Origin of the sequence: Lonsdalea britannica, from assembly GCF_946477055.1 — a bacterium.
Classification (GTDB): Bacteria; Pseudomonadota; Gammaproteobacteria; order Enterobacterales; family Enterobacteriaceae; genus Lonsdalea; species Lonsdalea britannica_A.
On the sequence record NZ_CAMKXG010000036.1, the window covers coordinates 1 to 18,725 of the forward strand.

Below are 18,725 nucleotides of genomic sequence, written 5' to 3' on the forward strand. Positions count from 1 at the left end.
ATTTCGTCCTGTTGAAAACCGGGTTTATCTGCCACGCTTAATGACAAGCGCCGCCCCTTTTTCACCGGCTCCGCGTCCGCATGGCACGGGCCGTGCCGGGTTGCCGATATCGGCCTGACGACGGGAACGGAACGCGATGATTCAGGCCTGCCGGAATATCGTGTTCGATACAATCTCGCCGTCCTCACAGGCCGTCATGCACGTCAGACAGAGTGAGAACAATGATGAATCATCCCGTCGAGCGCGCCAGCGAGGCGCAGCCGGAATACGCTAACGTTAATCACACCTTCTACCCGACATTCCATCTGGCTCCACCGGCGGGATGGATGAACGATCCCAATGGGCTGATCTACCATCAGGGCCGCTACCACGCGTTCTATCAGCATTATCCTTATGAGCCGAAATGGGGACCGATGCACTGGGGACATGCCACCAGCGAGGACATGATCCACTGGGAGCACCAACCCATCGCGCTATTTCCCGGCGGTGAGAACGAGCCGGATCGGGACGGCTGCTTTTCCGGCTGCGCGGTGGATGATGACGGCGTTCTGAGCCTGATTTATACCGGCCATGTCGTCCTGCCTTCCTCTCCCGAAGAGGGCGAGAAATTACAGCAGGTGCAGTGCCTCGCCATCAGCCACGATGGCCTGCATTTCGAAAAACAGGGCGCAATCCTCCTGCCGCCTCCCGGCATCATGCATTTTCGCGATCCCAAGGTGTGGCGCGAGGACGACGTCTGGTGGATGGTGGTGGGCGCCCGCAATGAACGGGATCAGGGACAGGTACTGCTCTATCGCGGCGAGAGCCTGCGGGAGTGGACGCTCGACCGCGTGCTGGCGGAGAGCGACGGCGATTTGGGTTACATGTGGGAGTGCCCGGACTTCTTTCCGCTGGGCGATGAGTGGCTGCTGATGTTCTCGCCGCAGGGCGTCTCGCCAAACGGCTATCTCTATCGCAATTTATTCCAGAGCGGTTGTCTGCGTGGCCACTGGCGGCCGGGAGCCGACTTCGAGATTACGCAGCCGTTCGCAGAAATGGATCTCGGTCATGACTTCTATGCGCCGCAGTCGTTCCTGGCGGCAGATGGTCGCCGTATCATCCTGGCATGGATGGATATGTGGGAATCGCCGATGCCTTCGCAGCAAGATGGTTGGGCTGGCTGCATGACGCTGCCCCGTGAGCTGAGCCTCGAAGACGGGCAGCTGCGGGTGCGGCCGGTGCGAGAAGTCGAGTCGCTGCGACGCGACGGACTGAGTATCGAACCGCAATGGATCGACTCGCCATCGCTGCCGCTGACGGAAAATGGCGATGCGCTGGAGCTGATATTGCGCTGGGATCTGAACGACAGCACCGCCGAACGTTTCGGTTTGATGCTCGGGGAGGGTATGCGCCTGTTTGTGGACTCGCAGTCCGAACGTCTGGTGCTGGAGCGTCATTACCCTGACGATGGCCTGAGCGGCTATCGCAGCGCGCCGTTACCGGCGCAATCGGTGCTATCGCTACGGATATTTATCGACCGCTCCTCGATCGAAGTGTTTGTTGGGGAAGGGGAGCGTTGCCTAAGCTCGCGTATTTACCCGCAGCCGGATCGACGTGCGCTGCGGCTGTTCGCCGATCATGGCCGCGCGCATCTCATTGGCGGAGAGCGCTGGTCTCTGCTCATGGAGTAGCCGCATAAAGGTCATACGGCCTCAGGACCGCGCTGCGGATCGTTCTCCGTCTGGAAAGGGAACCTGTTTTTCAGGTTCCCGGCGGGTTTTCTGCGCCTAAGATCTCAACCAATGCCCAGAAAAGGGCCAATCTGTTTTATACTCCCCCGCTGCACCCCGATGTTTTTGCCGCCCTGCGGCGAGGGTGGGGTAAAAGACGGCGCGTCTGCCCCACTCACGACTTAATCACTGGATAATCATTACCCATGCTCAGCTACCGCCACAGTTTCCACGCCGGCAACCACGCCGACGTGCTCAAGCATACCGTTCAAAGCCTGATCCTCAGCGCATTGGCGGAGAAAGACAAACCCTTCCTGTACCTCGATACGCACGCCGGGGCGGGTCGCTACAAGCTGCAAAGCGAACACGCCGAGCGCACTGCCGAATATCAGGCTGGGATTGCCCGCATCTGGCAGCGGGACGATGTTCCTGCCGAGCTGGATGCCTACATGCAGGTGGTGCGTAACTACAACCCGCAGGGACAGCTGCGTTACTACCCGGGTTCTCCGCTGATCGCCCGCCATCTGATGCGCGATCACGACCGACTGAACCTGAGCGAACTGCACCCGAGCGACTATCCGCTGCTGCGTCAGGAGTTCCAGCGTGATAATCGCGCCCGCGTGGTGCGTGAAGATGGCTATCAGCAGCTGAAAGCTCAGCTGCCGCCGCCGTCCCGCCGCGGACTGGTGCTGATCGACCCGCCTTACGAAATGAAGAGCGATTATCAGGCGGTGGTGAAGGGGATTCACGAAGGTTACCGCCGCTTCGCGACGGGCGTCTATGCTTTGTGGTATCCGGTTGTTCTGCGTCAGCAGATTAAACGGCTGCTGAAAGATCTGGAAGCGACCGGCATCCGCCGAATCCTGCAAATCGAGCTGGCCGTCTTGCCGGACAGCGACCGCCACGGCATGACCGCTTCGGGCATGATCGTCATCAACCCGCCCTGGAAGCTGGAAGCCCAGATGAAAAGCGTGCTGCCGTGGCTGCATCAGGTACTGGTGCCGGAAGGCACCGGGCATACGCGCGTTGAATGGGTCGTGCCAGAGTAAATTCGGCAGAGCCAATGCCCTGCGCCGCAGGGCATTGGGCGCGCGCTACACCCGGAACGTCGCCAGATCGGTAGCCATGTCCGTGGCCGGGAAAATGGCCCGGCACTCCGCCAGCAGCCGCTCGCTATCTTCCTGACCATATCGTGCGCTGATATGGGTGATAATCAAACGTCCTGCCCCCGCTTCCCGAGCCAACGTCGCCGCCTGTTCCGTCGTGGAATGACCGCGTTCGCTGGCGCGATCGGCCATATTGGCCTCCACCGTCGCTTCGTGCACCATCACATCCACGCCCGCGGCCAGCAGGCGTCCCGCTTCCGACGGACGGGTATCGCCGAATATGGCGAGCGATCGGCCCGGCGTGGACGGCCCAAGGTAATCGGTGCCGTTTAAGGTCCGCCCATCTTCCAGCGTCACGGATTCGCCGCGCTTTAACTGCTGAAACCATGAACCGGGGCGAATGCCCTCTTTGGCCAGTCGCGCCACGTCCAGTGCGCCGGGTTTAGGCCGCTCTTCGATGCGATATCCGACGCAGGTCAGCGTGTGCGACATGGGATAGGCCGTCACGACGCGGTGGTCGTCTTCGCAAACCGGTCCGGAGGTGACTTCGATCACCTCCATCGGATAGGTGAGATAAGAGCCGCTCAGGCTCAGCGCATTGTCGATAAATGTTTTCAGTCCGGCGGGGCCGTAAAGCGTCAGCGGCGCCTGACAACCGGCCATGGAGCGGGAACACAGCAGACCGGGCAGACCAAATAGATGGTCGCCATGAAGATGCGTGATGAAAATTTTCTCGATTTTGCTGGCGCTTAAACGCGTATGCAGTATCTGATGCTGCGTGCCTTCACCGCAGTCGAACAGCCAAAAGGCAGGGCGCGGGCCTTGCAGATCCAGCGCCAGGCTAGCCACATTGCGGGCTTTCGTCGGAATACCCGCGCTGGTGCCTAAAAATATCAGTTCCATGGTGAAACTCTCCGATCAATTAACGGTGCTTGACGTCATCCCAGCATAAATTGAACCGCGCCAGATACTTGCGCAGCCGGTCCGCGTCGTTCGGCTGTTTTTTCTGCTGGCGTGAGACGGCGAAAAGCTGGCGGCCCGCTTCCGACAGGCTGCTGGCCTGACGGCACACGTTCAGCACGCTTTCTAACTGGAAACGGTCAAACAGATCGCAGTCGCCGACGCTCTCCGGCAGAGGCGCTTGCTCAGCGTCGCTGGGCGCCCACTGCCGCTGGAGGCGTAAAATCTCTTCGTCGACCAACGCGGGGGTAATGCGGCCATTATCCGCCAATGTCGCCATTCTGACGACGCTGGCGCTTAATTCTCTGAAATTCCCGCGCCACGGGGCCTGCGGTGAGCTGGCGAATCCCAGAAACTGCTGTCGCGCTTCGCGATCAAAGCGGACTTGCAGCTGCTGCGTTTCTGCAAAGCGCTGTAGCTCAAAGTCGATATTGGGCTCGATATCTTCACGCCGCTCCGCCAGTCCGGGAAGAGCAAAGGTCCACATATTGATGCGCGCGTAGAGATCGTCACGGAAATGACCTGCCGCGACCCAGCGCGGCATATCGCGATGCGTCCCCGCGATCAGTTGAAAATCGCTGCTGACTTCCTTATCCGAACCGAAGGGAAAAAAGGTTTTCTCTTCAATCGCTTTCAGCAGCATGGCCTGTTCATCCAGCCCCAGCTCGCCAATTTCATCCAGAAACAGGATGCCGCCGTCCGCTTCCCTCAACAGTCCGGTTCGCGCCTGCTGCGCGCCGGTAAAAGCGCCCCGGGCATGTCCGAACAACGTCGACATCGCATTATCTCCTCGCAGCGTCGCGCAGTTAACGGCGATAAAGCGTCCGGAAACCTGATGACGGGCGGCTTTTAATTCGAAGATCCGTCGCGCCAGAAAGGATTTTCCTGCGCCGGTCGGACCGGTGAGCAACAGCGGCGCGGAAGAACGCAGCGCAACGCGCTCGATTTGGTCGATCAAGGCATTGTATGCCGTGTTACGCGTGGCGATGCCCGCTTTCAAAAACGAGGCAGACGCCTGCTGCTCCCGTTGAAAGCGGCTCGTCAGCGTCGCATAACGGCTGAGATCCAAATCGATAATCGAATAAAGGCCAGCAGGGGAAGGGGGGCCTTCTCGGCGGGAGACCGGACTGGTCTGCAACAGGCTGGCAGGCAGATAGCGCGCCTCCGTCAGCAGAAACCAACAGATCTGCGCGACGTGGGTGCCGGTGGTGATATGTACCAGATACTCCTCATTCTCCGTGTCAAACGAATAGCGGGTGGCGAAGTCGAGGTAGGCGGTATAAACCTCCTCAAAATCCCAGGCATCCTGCAAATCGACGGCATGCAGGCGCACTTCAGTGCCGGGCGACAGCTCAGTGATGTCTGCCTGAACCTGTTCCGCCAGACCGATATTGCGCGACTGGTACAGCAACTCCAGCCGGTCCACCGGCATCTCCGGCTGTTGGCACAGTGCGACGGTTGGTCGCCATTTATTCCAGCGGTTGGCCCGTTTGCCGCGCTTATCAAGGACGCTCCCTAGCGTGCCAATCACCACTCTGCGCTTCATGTTTATCCTAATTTATAAAACCTTATCGATAAGGATAATTCATTCGTGTTGGCCCGAATAGCACGATGTTAGCCAAATAAAATAAAAAATGAATAATATCAATCTATTAAGATTTTTATTTTGCTGTTTCTTTCCTATTGGCACGAGTCTCGCAATATCTATCCCGTCGACACGTTGGTTTTGCTGTGATTCAGCACCACGCCGGCATTCCGGGAGCGGCTTCTCGCCGCTTTCCTGCGGATGTTCCGTCAAGCGTCGAACACTCGATAATTGGTTAACTCGGGTTCGAATCCCGAATATCGCACCTCGATATTGATAATGAAAAATAACCCTCCCGCCTCCGGGAAGTTGACGGTGGCCTCACGGGAGACCGACCGACGCGCCGGGCGGCAGGCAGAAGGCTCATCCGTTCCATCAGGAACTCGTGAGCCTTCCCCCTGCGGCTTCGCCCCGACGTCCGTCTCTACGTGTGCTGGAGGGACCATCAGGAGAAAAGCGTCATGTTTAAGTTTTTAACCATTCGTAAAGGTCAGTTGGGTTTAGTGAGCCAAGACGGCGATTACCTGCGGGTATTGGAGGCGGGCCGACACCGCATTCCCCGTTGGTTTAATCGGCAGAAAATCGACATAGTTTCTTTGGATGGGTCTGAAGTGCTGGCGCCTTTGGACGACTATCTGCGCCAGTACCATCCGGAGTGGGTAAAGCAGTTTTGTTTAGATGTGGTATTGCCGGAAGAGGCGATCGGGCTTCGCTACGATCATGATGTGCTGCAGGAAATCCTGCCGCCCGCCACGCGCCGCCTTTACTGGCGTAAAGACGAGCATCGGCGCGTCGAACAGGTGAAAACCGACGACATTCGGGTGCCGGATACGCTGGTGTCCGCCCTGTTGCAGCCGACGCTGCGTCAGCGACACGTCATCGGCCATGCCGGCGTCTTGCTGGCGCAGGTTCCGGCCTGGCATCTCGGCCTCCTGAAAGTGGATGGCGCGGCGCAGGAACTGTTGCCGCCGGGCGTCAGCGGGTACTGGCGGTTTAATCACAGCGTAGAGGTGGAACTGATAGACACTCGTCAGCAGGCGCTGGAGGTGAGCGGGCAGGAAATTTTGACGCGCGACAAGGTCAATCTTCGGCTGAATCTGGTGGCTAACTGGCGCTACAGCGACATTTTGACGGCGTTCGGTCAGTTAACGAAGCCGGTTGATTCGCTGTATCGAGAGCTTCAGTTCGCGTTGCGTGAAGCGGTGGGAACCCGCACGCTGGATGAACTGCTGGAAAACAAGCACACCATCGATGAACGGGTGAATGCCCAGGTCCGTGAAAAAATGGCGGGTTATGGTATCGACGTCGTTTCTCTGGGAGTGAAGGACATCGTGTTGCCGGGCGATATGAAAACCATTTTGTCTCAGGTGGTGGAAGCCGAAAAGGCGGCGCAGGCCAACGTGATACGACGCCGGGAAGAAACGTCGGCGACGCGTTCCCTGCTGAATACCGCCAAAGTGATGGAGAACAACCCGGTCGCCCTGCGTTTGAAAGAGCTGGAAACGCTGGAGCGTGTGGCGGAACGCATCGATAAGATTTCCGTGTTCGGCGGATTGGATCAGGTGTTGAACGGACTGGTGAACTTGAAAGTCGCATAGCGCGGCGACGTCTCAAAAAAGGAGGAGAGGAATATGACACGGGCATCTCAGGGCGTTAGCGAAAAAATGAAACAGCAGATCAAAGCGGCGCTGGACGATGTGGAAAAGGAGTTTGATGTCCGCATTCTGTACGCCTGCGAGTCCGGCAGCCGCGGCTGGGGGTTCGCCTCGCCGGACAGTGATTATGATGTCCGATTCATCTACGTTCATCCGCCAGAGTGGTATCTGCGGGTTGAACCGCAGCGTGACGTGATCGAGCGTCCGCTGACGGCGGAGTTGGACGTGTGCGGTTGGGAACTGCGAAAGGCGTTGGCGCTATTGAACCGGGGCAACCCCACGCTTATCGAATGGCTGGATTCGCCGGTGGTCTACCGGCAGGATGATGTCGCGACGGACCGGCTGCGCCAGTTAATCCCCGGCTGTTTTTCCGCGCTCAAGGCGAGTCATCATTACCTCTCCATCGCGCGTAAAAACTTTCGTACCTATTTGCAGGATGAGCGCGTGCGGCTGAAAAAGTATTTTTACGTGCTGCGTTCGCTGCTGGCGGTGCAGTGGATTGCCAAGGGGAAGGGCGTTCCTCCCATGCAGTTCGAGGTGTTGCTGAACGCGATGGTAACGGACGCTGCGCTACTGGAAGAGGTTCGGGCGCTGCTGAAAATGAAATGCAGTGCGATAGAGACCGATGTGGTGGCGCGGCAACCGCATATCCACGCGTTTATCGCGCAGTCGCTGGAAACCACGATAGACATCTCACCACCGGCAAAGGACAAACGCATCGATGCCGCGTTGGATCGCCTGCTGTTCGAAACCGTGCTGACCGGCGTTTAACATTGCGCGAGGCCCCGTAAGGCGGCCTCGCCTATTTCATTGATTTCAAAATTGCCGCAAGGCGCTTTGCGTTTCTGACTACAATCACGCTGCGATCTTTGCCGGAACAAGATCTCTGGCGTTACACTCTATATAACTTTTTATTCACACAACCTGGATCTCCCAATGACTAAACATTATGACTATCTCGCTATTGGCGGCGGCAGCGGCGGCATTGCCTCCATTAACCGTGCGGCCATGTACGGCAAGAAATGCGCGTTAATTGAAGCCAAATATCTGGGCGGGACCTGTGTGAACGTCGGCTGTGTGCCGAAGAAGGTGATGTGGCATGCGGCGCAGATCGCCGAGGCGATTCACAACTACGGCCCCGACTATGGTTTTGACGTCACGGTCAACGGCTTCAACTGGGATACGCTGGTGAAAAACCGCAGTGCCTACATTGACCGTATCCATCACTCCTATGACAACGTGCTGGGTAAGAATCAGGTTGAGGTTATCCGCGGTTTCGCCCGGTTCGTGGACGCCCACACGGTGGAAGTCAACGGCGAGAAAATCACCGCTGACCACATCCTGATCGCGACCGGCGGTCGTCCGACGCTGCCGGATGTCCCCGGTGCGGAATATGGCATTAACTCCGACGGGTTCTTTGAACTGGATGCGCTGCCGAAGCGCGTCGCCGTGGTGGGCGCGGGTTACATCGCCGTAGAAATCGCGGGCGTGTTGAACGCGCTGGGCGCGGAGACCCACCTGTTCGTGCGTAAACATGCGCCGCTGCGCCAGTTCGATCCGCTGATTGTGGAAACGCTGGTGGAAGTGATGCAGGCGGAAGGGCCGTCGCTGCACACCGAGTCGACGCCTAAGGCGGTAGTGAAAAACGCCGACGGCAGCCTGACGCTGCAATTGGAAGATGGCAAAACGCAGACGGTGGACTGCCTGGTTTGGGCGATTGGCCGTCAACCGGCCACCGATAACCTCAACCTTGAGGCGGCGGGCGTCGCGTTGGACGATCGCGGTTATGTGAAGGTCGATAAATTCCAGAACACCAACGTTGCCGGTATCTACGCCGTGGGCGACAACACGGGCGCGGTCGAGCTGACGCCAGTGGCGGTCGCCGCGGGACGTCGTTTGTCAGAACGCCTGTTCAACAACAAGCCGAACGAGCATCTTGACTACAGCAACATTCCTACCGTGGTGTTTAGCCATCCGCCTATCGGCACCGTCGGGCTGACCGAGCCGCAGGCGCGCGAGAAGTACGGCGACGAGCAGGTCAAAGTCTACAAATCCTCCTTTACCGCCATGTATACCGCCGTCACGCAGCATCGTCAGCCGTGCCGCATGAAACTGGTGTGCGTCGGCCCGGAAGAGAAAGTGGTGGGCGTTCACGGTATCGGTTTTGGCGTGGACGAAATGCTGCAGGGCTTCGCTGTCGCGGTGAAAATGGGAGCCACCAAGCAGGACTTCGACAACACCGTCGCCATCCACCCGACCGGGGCGGAAGAGTTCGTCACGATGCGTTAATCCAGCGATGCGCGGCGCGTCATTATTCGGCAAGCGGACGGGGCGTGTCTCGCCTCGTCGGTACCGCCGCGGAGTGGTGAACCAAAAGCGACCACGGTTTCCAGCGGTCGCATGATTTAGCGCTTCACCTCTCAAATGCGGAGAGTCAGTCGCTCCGCCGCAAGGGGTGAAAGAGAGCCGCAACGCGGCTCATTTTTCTTTCTTTTCAGGGAGTCAGAATCTTCATGCCTACGCTTTTTCTTTTCTACGTCGGCGGTAGTGCGCCGGGCGCTAATATCGAATTACACGATGTGCAGTTCGCCGTGGTGGACCAACCGGAAGATGCCTTCCCCCTCCTCAAAGAAATCTGGTTCGGTGACAAAAAACAGATCCACGTCGATAGCTATACCCCGATTCAGTGGGCCGATGGCCATGACATCACGCTAAGCGAAACGCCCGCGACATCCTCACAGCGCCTCTGGTTCGTTAACATCGGCGGCTACCTGCCGGGCGAGCCAGCGGAGCTGCATCAGTTCGGCCTGTTTGTCGCACCAACGGCGGATGAAGCGAAGACGCAGGCCAAAAAAGTCCTTCTGCACGACACTTTCAAACAGCACAAAGACGACCTGCGCGATGTGGACGACTGCCTGCTGCTGCAACAGCTGAACGGATGGCATATTCACCTGACGCCCAACCCGAATGGCGCACCCGCCGCACCGCTCTGGCAGGGGTATTTGCCGATTTGATGGCGGACTGACGTCCGGGCTTGAACGGCCTTGCGCAGGGGATTTTTGTCGCTGAAGGTCTGCCACTCTGCCTGCGGTGTAAGCCCGAGGCGGGGCAACGAGGAAGAGAGTGTGGTGAGTTTGCGAAAAGCGTGACGGTTATTGGCTGAATGATAAATTTAATCAGCGGGTTAACGCGGTAGCAGAACAGGGCGGCGGTGGAGGGTGGCGATGCGCCTCGTCTCCGTCCGAAGAAGGGGCGACGCGGACTGAAACTGTCCGCGTCGCCTGCCATACGCTTAGTGGAACAGCGCAACCACATTGCCGAGAATAATCCCCACGATGCCGAAGTCAGCGTCGCCGAACGTGGTGGCCGCCAGTCCTAACGACCCCATCAGCGGCAGCAGAATCGCCGGCAGGAAGGAGATCAGCAAACCTTGTACGAAGGAGCCGATCACCGCGCCGCGGCGTCCGCCGGTGATGTTGCCGTAAATCCCAGCGGTCGCGCCGCAGAAGAAGTGCGGGACCAGTCCGGGAACGATCACGCTCAGGCCGAACAGTGGGCAAAGGAACATGCTGATCAGGCCCGCCAGGAAGCTACACAAGAAGCCGATAATTACGGCGTTGGGGGCAAACGGGAACACGGTCGGACAGTCCAGTGCAGGCTTGGCGTCTTTCACCAGCTTGTCCGCAATGCCCTTGAACGCGGGGACGATTTCCGCAATCACCATCCGCACCCCGGCCAGAATGACGTAGACCCCGGCGGCGAAGGTGATGGACTGAATGATGGCGAAAATCAGGTAATTTTGTCCGCCGCTCACCTGACTTTCTGTGTACTCCTTGCCTGCGAACAGCGCCAGCACGATGAACAGAATCATCATGGTCAGCGAAATCGCGACCGAAGAGTCACGCAGGAAGTTCAGCGTTTTCGGGACTTTCAGCTCTTCCGTGGACGGGCTGCCTTTCCCAACCACTTTACCCACCAGCGCCGCCAGCAGATAACCGGCGGAGCCGAAGTGGCCGATAGCCAAATCATCCGACTGGGTGATCTTCCGGGTAAAGGGTTGCAGGATGGCAGGGCTGATGACCATCAGCGCGCCGAGAATGAGGGCGCCCGTCGCGATCAGGCTGACGCCGCGCATACCGCCGGTGGACAGGATTACCGCCAGCATGGCCGCCATATACAGCGTGTGGTGGCCGGTCAGGAAGATATATTTCAGCGGCGTAATCCGCGCCAGAATAATGTTCACAATCATGCCGAAGACCATGATCATGGCGGTTTCCGTGCCGAAGTTAGCCTGCGCCAGCGCTGCAACAACGTCGTTGTTGGGCACGACGCCGTGCATATTAAAGGAGTGCGTGAACAGCTGACTGAACACCGTCAGCGTGGAGGAAATGACATTGGCCCCGGCGATTAGAATCAAAAATCCCATGATGGTTTTCAGCGTGCCGGAAACCACCTCAGAGAAAGGTTTCTTTTGCAGCACCAGCCCCAGCAGGGAAAACAGCCCAACCAGAATGGCGGGCGTACCCAGCACATCCTTCATAATAAACTGCAACATAAGCGACTCCGTTAGCGCGTCTGAACGCGCCGTTACAGGTTGGCAGCCAGAATTTCTCTGATCTTGTTGTTATCCAGCAGGTTGGTCAGGCCGAATATCTGGGCGTCGGATCCCTGAATCTGTTCAACGATATCTTTGGCGCCGAAAATGATGTCCGGGCGTTCCGACTTGGCGGAGGTCAGATCGGTATGGCTGACCTCGGCTTCCTTGCCTAATTCCGCCACGATTTTTTTGACGTTCATTTCGACAATAAAGCTGCTGCCGAGCCCGTTACCGCACACAATGAGGATCTTTTTCATCACTGGCCTCGTCTTAATAGTTTTCGATAATCGCCTGAATGGCGGGAAGGGAAGAAGCGGTCAGCAGCTGCTTCAGCGAATCTTCGTCGCTGAACAACGCCGCCAGCTCGGTAATCATCCGGATATGTTCGTCCCCCGTAAGGGCGCACAGCATAATCACGACCGTCACCGGGTCGTTTTCCTCCGACTCAAAATTTACCCCCTCGCGGATGCACAGCAGCGACAGCCCGTTTTGATTAGCGCCCTGCTCGGGTCGGGCGTGGGGCAGCGCCAGTCCGGGCGCAATCACGTAGTACGGACCCATCGACTGATGGGTGCTGATAATCGCCTCCAGATAGTCTTGAGTGATCGCGCCGTCAGCCAGCAACGGTTCCGCCGCCAGCGTGAGGGCTTCCTGCCAGTGGGAAACACGATCCACCAGGTGGATGGTTTTGGGCGTCAGCCACGTTGCGAGCATGTTGACCTCGTTACTCAGGGAAGGTGTGCCTCAATGTAGGCGAAATATCGACCGTCTTTCTGTGATAGGTTTCGCAAAGTTAGCGCTAACATTTCCCCGCAGAGGTGAATAATGTGCGGAGTGAGACGTCGACGACGAATGTGAATGCCTGACCGGTTATCGCGCCTGCGGCGGTGCTACCATAAGCCGCCGGTTCCGATTGGGGCAGGCGGTTGACGAGGCTTAGGCGGTGGCGCATCGGGACGATGGCCCGGACGGAAATGGCGACAGGCGAACAGAGGGAGGCGGTGAAAGCATGAAAGAAAAACGGCGGCGTAACACAGGGAAAAGTACTCTGGCCGATGTGGCTCAGTTGGTCGGCGTCAGCGCGATGACGGCCTCCCGGGCGCTGCGCGTGCCGGAAAAGGTGTCGCCGGTGCTGCGTGAGAAGATCGCGGCGGCGATTGCCGAGCTGGATTACGTACCGAATCTGGCGGCGAGCGCGCTGGCATCCGCCTCATCGCAGCTGATCCTCATGGTGGTGCCCTCTTTTGCGACGCCGGGATGTGCTCAGGTGTCGGAAGCGCTGCAAGCGGTGCTGAAAGAAGCGGAGTACAGCATGATGCTGGTGGAAGCGAATCACTCCGCCAGCGGCGAACGGCAGCTGATCGAGCGCCTGCTCGCCTATCATCCTGCCGCGATGGTGCATTTTAATTTCGACAGCACGGACGAAGGGCGTCGACTGTTGATCAACGCCGGTTTGCCGGTGATGCAGGTGGGGGCCCTTCATCCGCAGCCGCTGGATGTCAGCGTCGGCGTCGACTACGCCCAGGCGGTGGCGGCGCTGGTACACCAGCTGGCGGGAAACGGCTATCGACATCTGGGGCTGTTGTGCAGCCAGACCAGCGGTACGACGCTCAAACAGATTATGCACGGTTGGCACAGCGCGATGCTGGCCGTGAATCATTCGCCGCATCGGGTTATCGCGACGACGGAACCACCGGCGTTCGCCACCGGTCATCAGCGCCTGCCGGAAATTCGTCTGACCTGGCCGGAGCTGGACGTGCTGATCTGCACCACGGATGAAGTCGCCTGCGGCGTAATTATGGCCTGCCATGCGGAAGGGGTGGATGTGCCTAGCCAGCTGGCGGTCGCTAGCCTCGGCGGCGGCGACCTTTCCGCCGTTTGCTCGCCGCCGTTAACCACGGTTGCGTTGCCCTATCGGCAGATGGGGACGTTAGCCGGTGAACAGCTGTTGGCGGAGCTGCGGGGGCAGGAGGTCGACGCGAGGCAGCCGCTTCCGGCGCCGCTGGTGGTGCGGGCTAGCACCCGCCAACGCTAGACGCTATGCCGTCTGGCATTGACGGGCGGGGTGCCGATTAGGCGACGTTGAACTCGCCGCTGCTAATCAGGAAGTCGATCAGCGCGGTGAGCTTTTTCACATCATCGAGTGCGATGTTATGGAACAGGGCGATACGCAGCTGGTTGCGTCCCAGCGCCCGATACCCTTCGATGCCGTGGACCAGCCCCTGCTCGTCCAGATAGCGGGTTAACTGGTCGACGGAAATGGCGTCGGCCACGTCAATCGCCGCGACGGTGGTGGAGCGGAAAGCCGGATCTTCCACGTAAGGCGTCAGATAGTCTCTGTCGGTGGCCCACTGGTAGAGGTGCTCCGCTTTGGCGGCGGCCTGACGCTGTACTTCGGCAAACCCAAGCGCGCTCATGCGTTTCACCTGTTCGGCGAACAGGAACAGGGTGACGGTCGCCGGCGTATTGTAAGTCTGCTGTTGTTCACTGTTGTTGAGCGCAATCTGCCAGTCGGCGAAGACGGGAATATAGCGCGTCTTGTCGGCCGAAACTTCCGCGATCCGCGCTTTCGCCTTCGGCGACAGGATGGCGACGAACAGCCCGCCTTCGCTGGCGAAGACTTTCTGCGGGGAGAACAGGAACACGTCAACGCGCGACAGGTCGCAGGCGATCTGACCGGCGCCGCTGGTCGCATCGACGGCCAGCAGACAATCATCACCCACTTCGGGCAGCGTCGTGTTCATCACGCCGGTAGACGTTTCGTTCAGCGTGCAGGTCACGACGTCAGCGTTGGCCGTGCTGAACTCGCGGTGCCCTTGTCCGTAGTCCACTTCCAGGCTGGCGGCCTCAATCCACGGAATGCGCTTGGAGGCTTTAAACCATTTCCCGGAGAACTCACCGCAGACGTGGTGAACGATACGTTTTTTCACCATTCCCAGCCCGACCATATCGAACAACAGCGTCGCGCCGCCGTTGCCCAGCACGATGCTGTAGTCGTCCGGAACGGACAGCAGAGAACGCAATCCTTCCTGAATCTCGCCGCACAGCGCGCGTACCGGCGCTTTACGGTGGCTGGTGCCCAGCAGGTGGGGGCCTTTGTTCATCAGGCGGGTTAAATCATCAAGGTGAATGAGTGAAGGGCCGCAGCCGAAACGAGGATCGGCGGGGATAAGCGCCTCCGGAATGGTGAGCGTCATGCATATCTCCTTAGGGAATGAGCTGATTTTTCTTTTAGATGAAGATACTCAGGATGGGCGGAAAGCGATACGGAAATTTTATTGCGATGCAGCGGAGTCGGACGTATCCGGCTAGATTTGTGTCAGGGGTCGAGATAACCTTACCGAAACGTATTCCGCCGTGAAACCGGGGTCTGTTCGCGGGTTCGCGGTCAGCGTCCGAGGCTCTGCCTTACGCAGGGCGCCTCTTCTACGGCCTAACGCCATCTCCCCGTCAGGAAAGCCCTATCCCGTTTACGGCGGACGGTGCGCTGTCGGGCAATGGGTCGGTCACTTTCTCGTTGGGATACGCAGCCATCTAATCGGAGAACATAAAATATGCACCAGTATGCATTGGTGGGTGATGTGGGTGGAACGAACGCCCGCCTGGCGCTTTGTCAGTTGGATGACGGAGCGATTTCACGCAGCAAACAGTATTCGGTCGACGATTTTCCCAGTCTGGAAGCGGTGATCAAAGCGTTTCTGTCCGAGCACAGCGAGCTGACGATCAAAAGCGGCTGTATCGCCATTGCCTGTCCGGTCGTGGACGACTGGGTGGCGATGACCAATCACTACTGGGCATTCTCTATTACCGAACTGCAACAGCAGCTGGGGTTCGACCGTCTGGACGTCATCAATGACTTCACGGCGGTCAGCATGGCGATCCCGGTGCTGCGGGAAGATGACGTGATCCAATTCGGCGGCGAGAGCGCCGAAGCGGGCAAACCCGTGGCGGTGTACGGCGCGGGAACGGGACTCGGCGTGGCGCACCTGCTGCCGGTGGCAGGCAAGTGGTTCAGCCTTCCCGGCGAGGGCGGCCATGTGGACTTCGCGCCGAACAGCGAGGAGGAAGACACGATTTTGTCCGTCCTGCGTCACGATATGGGCCATGTGTCGGCGGAGCGCGTGCTGTCCGGTCCGGGGCTGGTGAATATCTATCGCGCGGTGGTGAAGGCCGACGGCCGCATGCCGGAGGATCTGAGTCCCAAAGCGGTATCGGAACGAGCGCTGGCGGATGACTGTATCGACTGCCGTCGCGCATTATCGCTGTTTTGCGTCATGCTGGGGCGCTTCGGCGGCAATCTGGCGTTGACGATGGGCACGTTCGGCGGCGTCTATATCGCGGGCGGGATCGTGCCTCGGTTTATGGAGTTCTTCAGTCACTCCGGCTTCCGGGCGGCGTTCGAAGACAAGGGACGCTTCAAAGATTACCTCGCGCCCATCCCGGTCTTCATGATTTCTCATAAACAGCCCGGCCTGCTGGGCGCTGGCGCCTATCTGCGTCAGGAGTTGGGCTACACCCTCTGAAGCCCACTGGCGGCGATATCGGGGTCGCCCAACGTGCGGAAAGCCTCCGCCAGACGGGCGATGCCCGGCGCGATCCGCGCCTCATCGATGGCGTGAAAGCCTAATCGGAAAAAGTTGTCTGGCGCATTGGAACCCAAAAAATGCGCCTGTCCCGGTTCTATCAACACTCCCCTGTGCGCGGCCCGCCACGCCAGCTGATGCGTATCGACGCCCTCCGGCGCCTGTAGCCAAAACGCGTTGGCATGCTCGCTCCCGGCCATTCGGCGGCAGGCGGGCAGGCAGTGCTCCAACGCTTCATTCAATCTGTGCCACCGGCGCGCGGAGTCTTCACGATAGCGGTGAAGATAGGCCTCGTAATAGCCCTGCGCCAGAAAATGGGCCATCTGATGTTGAATCGTGGTCGGCGGGTGGCGATAGGACAGGCGACGCAGCGCCCGCAGCTCGTCAATCAGCTCGGCGGGCGCCACCAGAAATCCCAGCCGTAAGCCGGGGGACAGCGATTTGGACAGACTGCTGACGTAAATCACCCGGTTATGCACATCGCTGGCTTTCAGCGCGGCGCGCGGCTGTGGGTCTAGGTTGGTTTCCGAGTCGTAATCATCCTCGATAATGATCCGATCGTGCAGGCGCGCATACTCCAGCAGCGCGGTACGGCGCGCGTTGCTCATCCGAATGCCGGTGGGCGCCTGATGACTGGGCGTGACGTAAAAATAGTCGCACTCGGCGGAGGCGGCGTTCAACTGCAGGCCTTCGTGGTCCAGGGAATGTGGCACGATCTGCGCGCCCTGGAGCGCAAAGGTATTCACCGCCTCGCGAAAAATAGGATTTTCCACGGCGACGCGGGTGCCGGGGTTAAATAGCAGCTGCGACAGGAGCGAAAGCGCGTTCTGCGAGCCGAGCGTGATCAGGATTTCATCGGCTTGAGCGATGATGCCGCGCTTGGGCAAAATCCGTTGTCGAACCTGTTCAATCAGCAGCGGCACGTCCTGATCGATATGGTCATAGAGCCAGCGGTGGTCGCGATGCAGGCCGGTGATGCGGCGGGTGGTTTCACGCCACTGTTCGAGCGGAAACAGCTGGGTATTCGGCTGACCGTAGATAAACGGGAAGGGATAATCCATCCAGCGCGCCGGTTTCATAATGGCGAAGAAACCGCTTGGGCTGACGTTGAGTCGTTTGCCCCAGTCCGGCGGCTGCTGCGTTTCGTCAGGAGTCTTCTGCTGGCGGCGGATCTCGGCGAGCGTCTCGGGCTGGTGATAGTCCGGATGCAGAAAATAGCCGCTGCGGGGACGGCTGACCAGATAGCCGTCGTTCAGCAGACTTTCATACACCAGCGCCACGGTGTTGCGCGAAATGGCGAGCTGGTTCGATAACTTCCGACAAGACGGCAGCGACTCTTCCGCCGGGAATACGCCCGTCAGAATGGCATCTATCAGCTTTTCGCGCAGCTGCTCCTGCAGGCTCCGGCTGGCGACAAAATCGATGTGCAGACAGCGATCGATCATCCTGTGGTCCTCATGGGTCTAAACAGCCTCAGGATGAGAGTAGCAATATCTATACCGAATCGCTCGCGGCAACGGAGCCTGCCCGGAGTTAATCGATCACGACACGGCCGTGCAGCGGCTGAGGCGGACGATTGTTGTGATGATGCATGACGGCGCTAAAGCGCTGAATCTGCTGTTCGGAGACCGTTTGCGGATGTTTCAGCACCATCCAGCGCACGCCTTCGGTGCAAGGCGGGGTCGTCAGCGAACCGCTGTAGCGGTAGTAGCTCAGATTCTGCGGGAGCAGTTTACGCAGCTGAATATGGGCGGTCAGCGCGTTCTCGTGAGCAATCTCGGTCGGCATCTGCTGCCAGATTTTGTCCAGTTCCGGGTTGGGCGCGCCTATGCGATACATAACGGCGACGACAACCGCCTCGCCCTGAGCGTTGGTATGCACGAAGTGCCCTTCAAACGGGAAGGTTTTCCCATCAATTTGATTTTCACTCGGGGCGTGAAAATGAAACTGTTGCAGGGTAAACGTTTCGCCATCGACCGTTAAGGTGTCGCCTTTCTTATCTTCGACTTCGATCGTGTGACCGTTGTTAATGACGCGCAGGCTGTCTTCTTGACTGAAATGCAGCTGCAACGGTTTCTGGTGAGTATGCTGAACGGTGGTGATATTAATGGGCGATTGGTACATGCCGTCGCCGCAGGTATGGAAATCAGCGCCCCAATGAGCGGGATCGTGCTCCCCTTCATAAGACCAATGGGCATGTTCTGCGCTCAATACCGGGGATGAACAGGCCAGAAATAAGCTGGCTGTAAATAATGGGATATATTTCATTAACAACTTTAACCTTAATCAGAAATCTATGGGGCTAAATTATACTGCGTTGTTAATCATGGGGTTAGTGATAAATCCTCATTATTTATATGCCCTTGAACCAAGGGTTAAGCGCTCTGTGGGAAGGGGGGAATTGGATGGTGGATTCTGCATCAGGTAATATTTTTGGTCGCGCGTTATAGTTCTCTAGTTAAAGATTGTTATACGGAGCTCATCGCATAGCGGAAATCAAATAGTGGCTATAACTGTCTCTTATACACAT

General features: G+C 58.5%; 16 protein-coding genes. 8 read left to right on the plus strand and 8 right to left on the minus strand.

What is annotated here, in order from left to right; translation table 11 throughout:
* Window positions 1-224: 224 nt before the first annotated feature.
* Complete coding sequence (locus Q7O77_RS04425; protein WP_304163804.1) at window positions 225-1,670, plus strand: glycoside hydrolase family 32 protein; 1,446 nt, start codon at window positions 225-227, stop codon at window positions 1,668-1,670.
* 245 nt (window positions 1,671-1,915) lie between these two features.
* Window positions 1,916-2,758: a 23S rRNA (adenine(2030)-N(6))-methyltransferase RlmJ gene (locus Q7O77_RS04430; RefSeq protein WP_304163791.1), complete on the plus strand. Its 843-nt coding sequence runs from the start codon at window positions 1,916-1,918 to the stop codon at window positions 2,756-2,758.
* Window positions 2,759-2,803: 45 nt separating this feature from the next.
* On the opposite strand, the gene rnz is transcribed toward Q7O77_RS04430, so the two are convergent.
* Complete coding sequence (gene rnz / locus Q7O77_RS04435) at window positions 2,804-3,718, minus strand: ribonuclease Z (protein WP_304163792.1); 915 nt, start codon at window positions 3,716-3,718, stop codon at window positions 2,804-2,806.
* A 19-nt stretch (window positions 3,719-3,737) separates the two neighbouring features.
* Window positions 3,738-5,321: an RNA repair transcriptional activator RtcR gene (rtcR, locus tag Q7O77_RS04440; protein ID WP_304163793.1), complete on the minus strand. Its 1,584-nt coding sequence runs from the start codon at window positions 5,319-5,321 to the stop codon at window positions 3,738-3,740.
* 500 nt (window positions 5,322-5,821) lie between these two features.
* Between rtcR and Q7O77_RS04445 the strand changes: the two genes are divergently transcribed.
* The 4 genes from Q7O77_RS04445 to Q7O77_RS04460 all read left to right on the plus strand — a co-directional run bounded on the left by Q7O77_RS04445 (window position 5,822) and on the right by Q7O77_RS04460 (window position 10,029).
* Entirely contained in the window at window positions 5,822-6,958 is a 1,137-nt protein-coding gene (locus Q7O77_RS04445; RefSeq protein WP_304163794.1) for a slipin family protein, read from the plus strand.
* A gap of 33 nt (window positions 6,959-6,991) precedes the next feature.
* Window positions 6,992-7,786, plus strand: a complete 795-nt coding sequence (locus Q7O77_RS04450; protein WP_304163795.1) for a nucleotidyltransferase domain-containing protein — start codon at window positions 6,992-6,994, stop codon at window positions 7,784-7,786.
* A gap of 165 nt (window positions 7,787-7,951) precedes the next feature.
* A complete protein-coding gene (gene gorA / locus Q7O77_RS04455) occupies window positions 7,952-9,304 on the plus strand; it encodes a glutathione-disulfide reductase (protein ID WP_304163796.1) in 1,353 nt (450 codons plus the stop codon).
* A gap of 224 nt (window positions 9,305-9,528) precedes the next feature.
* Complete coding sequence (locus Q7O77_RS04460; RefSeq protein ID WP_304163797.1) at window positions 9,529-10,029, plus strand: DUF1543 domain-containing protein; 501 nt, start codon at window positions 9,529-9,531, stop codon at window positions 10,027-10,029.
* A 278-nt stretch (window positions 10,030-10,307) separates the two neighbouring features.
* On the opposite strand, the gene Q7O77_RS04465 is transcribed toward Q7O77_RS04460, so the two are convergent.
* From Q7O77_RS04465 to Q7O77_RS04475, 3 genes are read right to left on the minus strand one after another with little or no spacing between them, the layout of a single operon-like run.
* The gene (locus Q7O77_RS04465) at window positions 10,308-11,570 is read right to left on the minus strand and encodes a PTS ascorbate transporter subunit IIC (protein WP_085650677.1); all 1,263 of its coding nucleotides are present in this window, start codon (window positions 11,568-11,570) and stop codon (window positions 10,308-10,310) included.
* 32 nt (window positions 11,571-11,602) lie between these two features.
* Entirely contained in the window at window positions 11,603-11,869 is a 267-nt protein-coding gene (locus tag Q7O77_RS04470; protein ID WP_085687632.1) for a PTS sugar transporter subunit IIB, read from the minus strand.
* A 13-nt stretch (window positions 11,870-11,882) separates the two neighbouring features.
* Complete coding sequence (locus Q7O77_RS04475) at window positions 11,883-12,326, minus strand: PTS sugar transporter subunit IIA (protein ID WP_304163798.1); 444 nt, start codon at window positions 12,324-12,326, stop codon at window positions 11,883-11,885.
* Window positions 12,327-12,621: 295 nt separating this feature from the next.
* On the opposite strand from Q7O77_RS04475, the gene Q7O77_RS04480 reads away from it, so the two are divergent.
* Window positions 12,622-13,647 carry a LacI family DNA-binding transcriptional regulator gene (locus tag Q7O77_RS04480; protein WP_304163799.1) on the plus strand — a complete coding sequence of 342 codons (1,026 nt, stop codon included), beginning with the start codon at window positions 12,622-12,624 and terminating at the stop codon, window positions 13,645-13,647.
* A gap of 37 nt (window positions 13,648-13,684) precedes the next feature.
* On the opposite strand, the gene Q7O77_RS04485 is transcribed toward Q7O77_RS04480, so the two are convergent.
* The gene (locus Q7O77_RS04485) at window positions 13,685-14,809 is read right to left on the minus strand and encodes an aminotransferase class V-fold PLP-dependent enzyme (protein WP_304163800.1); all 1,125 of its coding nucleotides are present in this window, start codon (window positions 14,807-14,809) and stop codon (window positions 13,685-13,687) included.
* A gap of 357 nt (window positions 14,810-15,166) precedes the next feature.
* Between Q7O77_RS04485 and glk the strand changes: the two genes are divergently transcribed.
* The gene (gene glk, locus Q7O77_RS04490) at window positions 15,167-16,135 is read left to right on the plus strand and encodes a glucokinase (protein ID WP_304163801.1); all 969 of its coding nucleotides are present in this window, start codon (window positions 15,167-15,169) and stop codon (window positions 16,133-16,135) included.
* Here glk and Q7O77_RS04495 read toward each other — a convergent pair.
* Both Q7O77_RS04495 and Q7O77_RS04500 read right to left on the minus strand, forming a co-directional pair.
* A complete protein-coding gene (locus Q7O77_RS04495; RefSeq protein WP_304163802.1) occupies window positions 16,123-17,640 on the minus strand; it encodes a PLP-dependent aminotransferase family protein in 1,518 nt (505 codons plus the stop codon). The two genes, glk and Q7O77_RS04495, sit on opposite strands and share 13 nt — an antisense overlap.
* An 88-nt stretch (window positions 17,641-17,728) precedes the next feature.
* Window positions 17,729-18,463, minus strand: coding sequence for a carbonic anhydrase (locus Q7O77_RS04500; RefSeq protein ID WP_304163803.1), 735 nt, complete (start codon window positions 18,461-18,463; stop codon window positions 17,729-17,731).
* Between the last annotated feature and the right edge of the window lie 262 nt (window positions 18,464-18,725).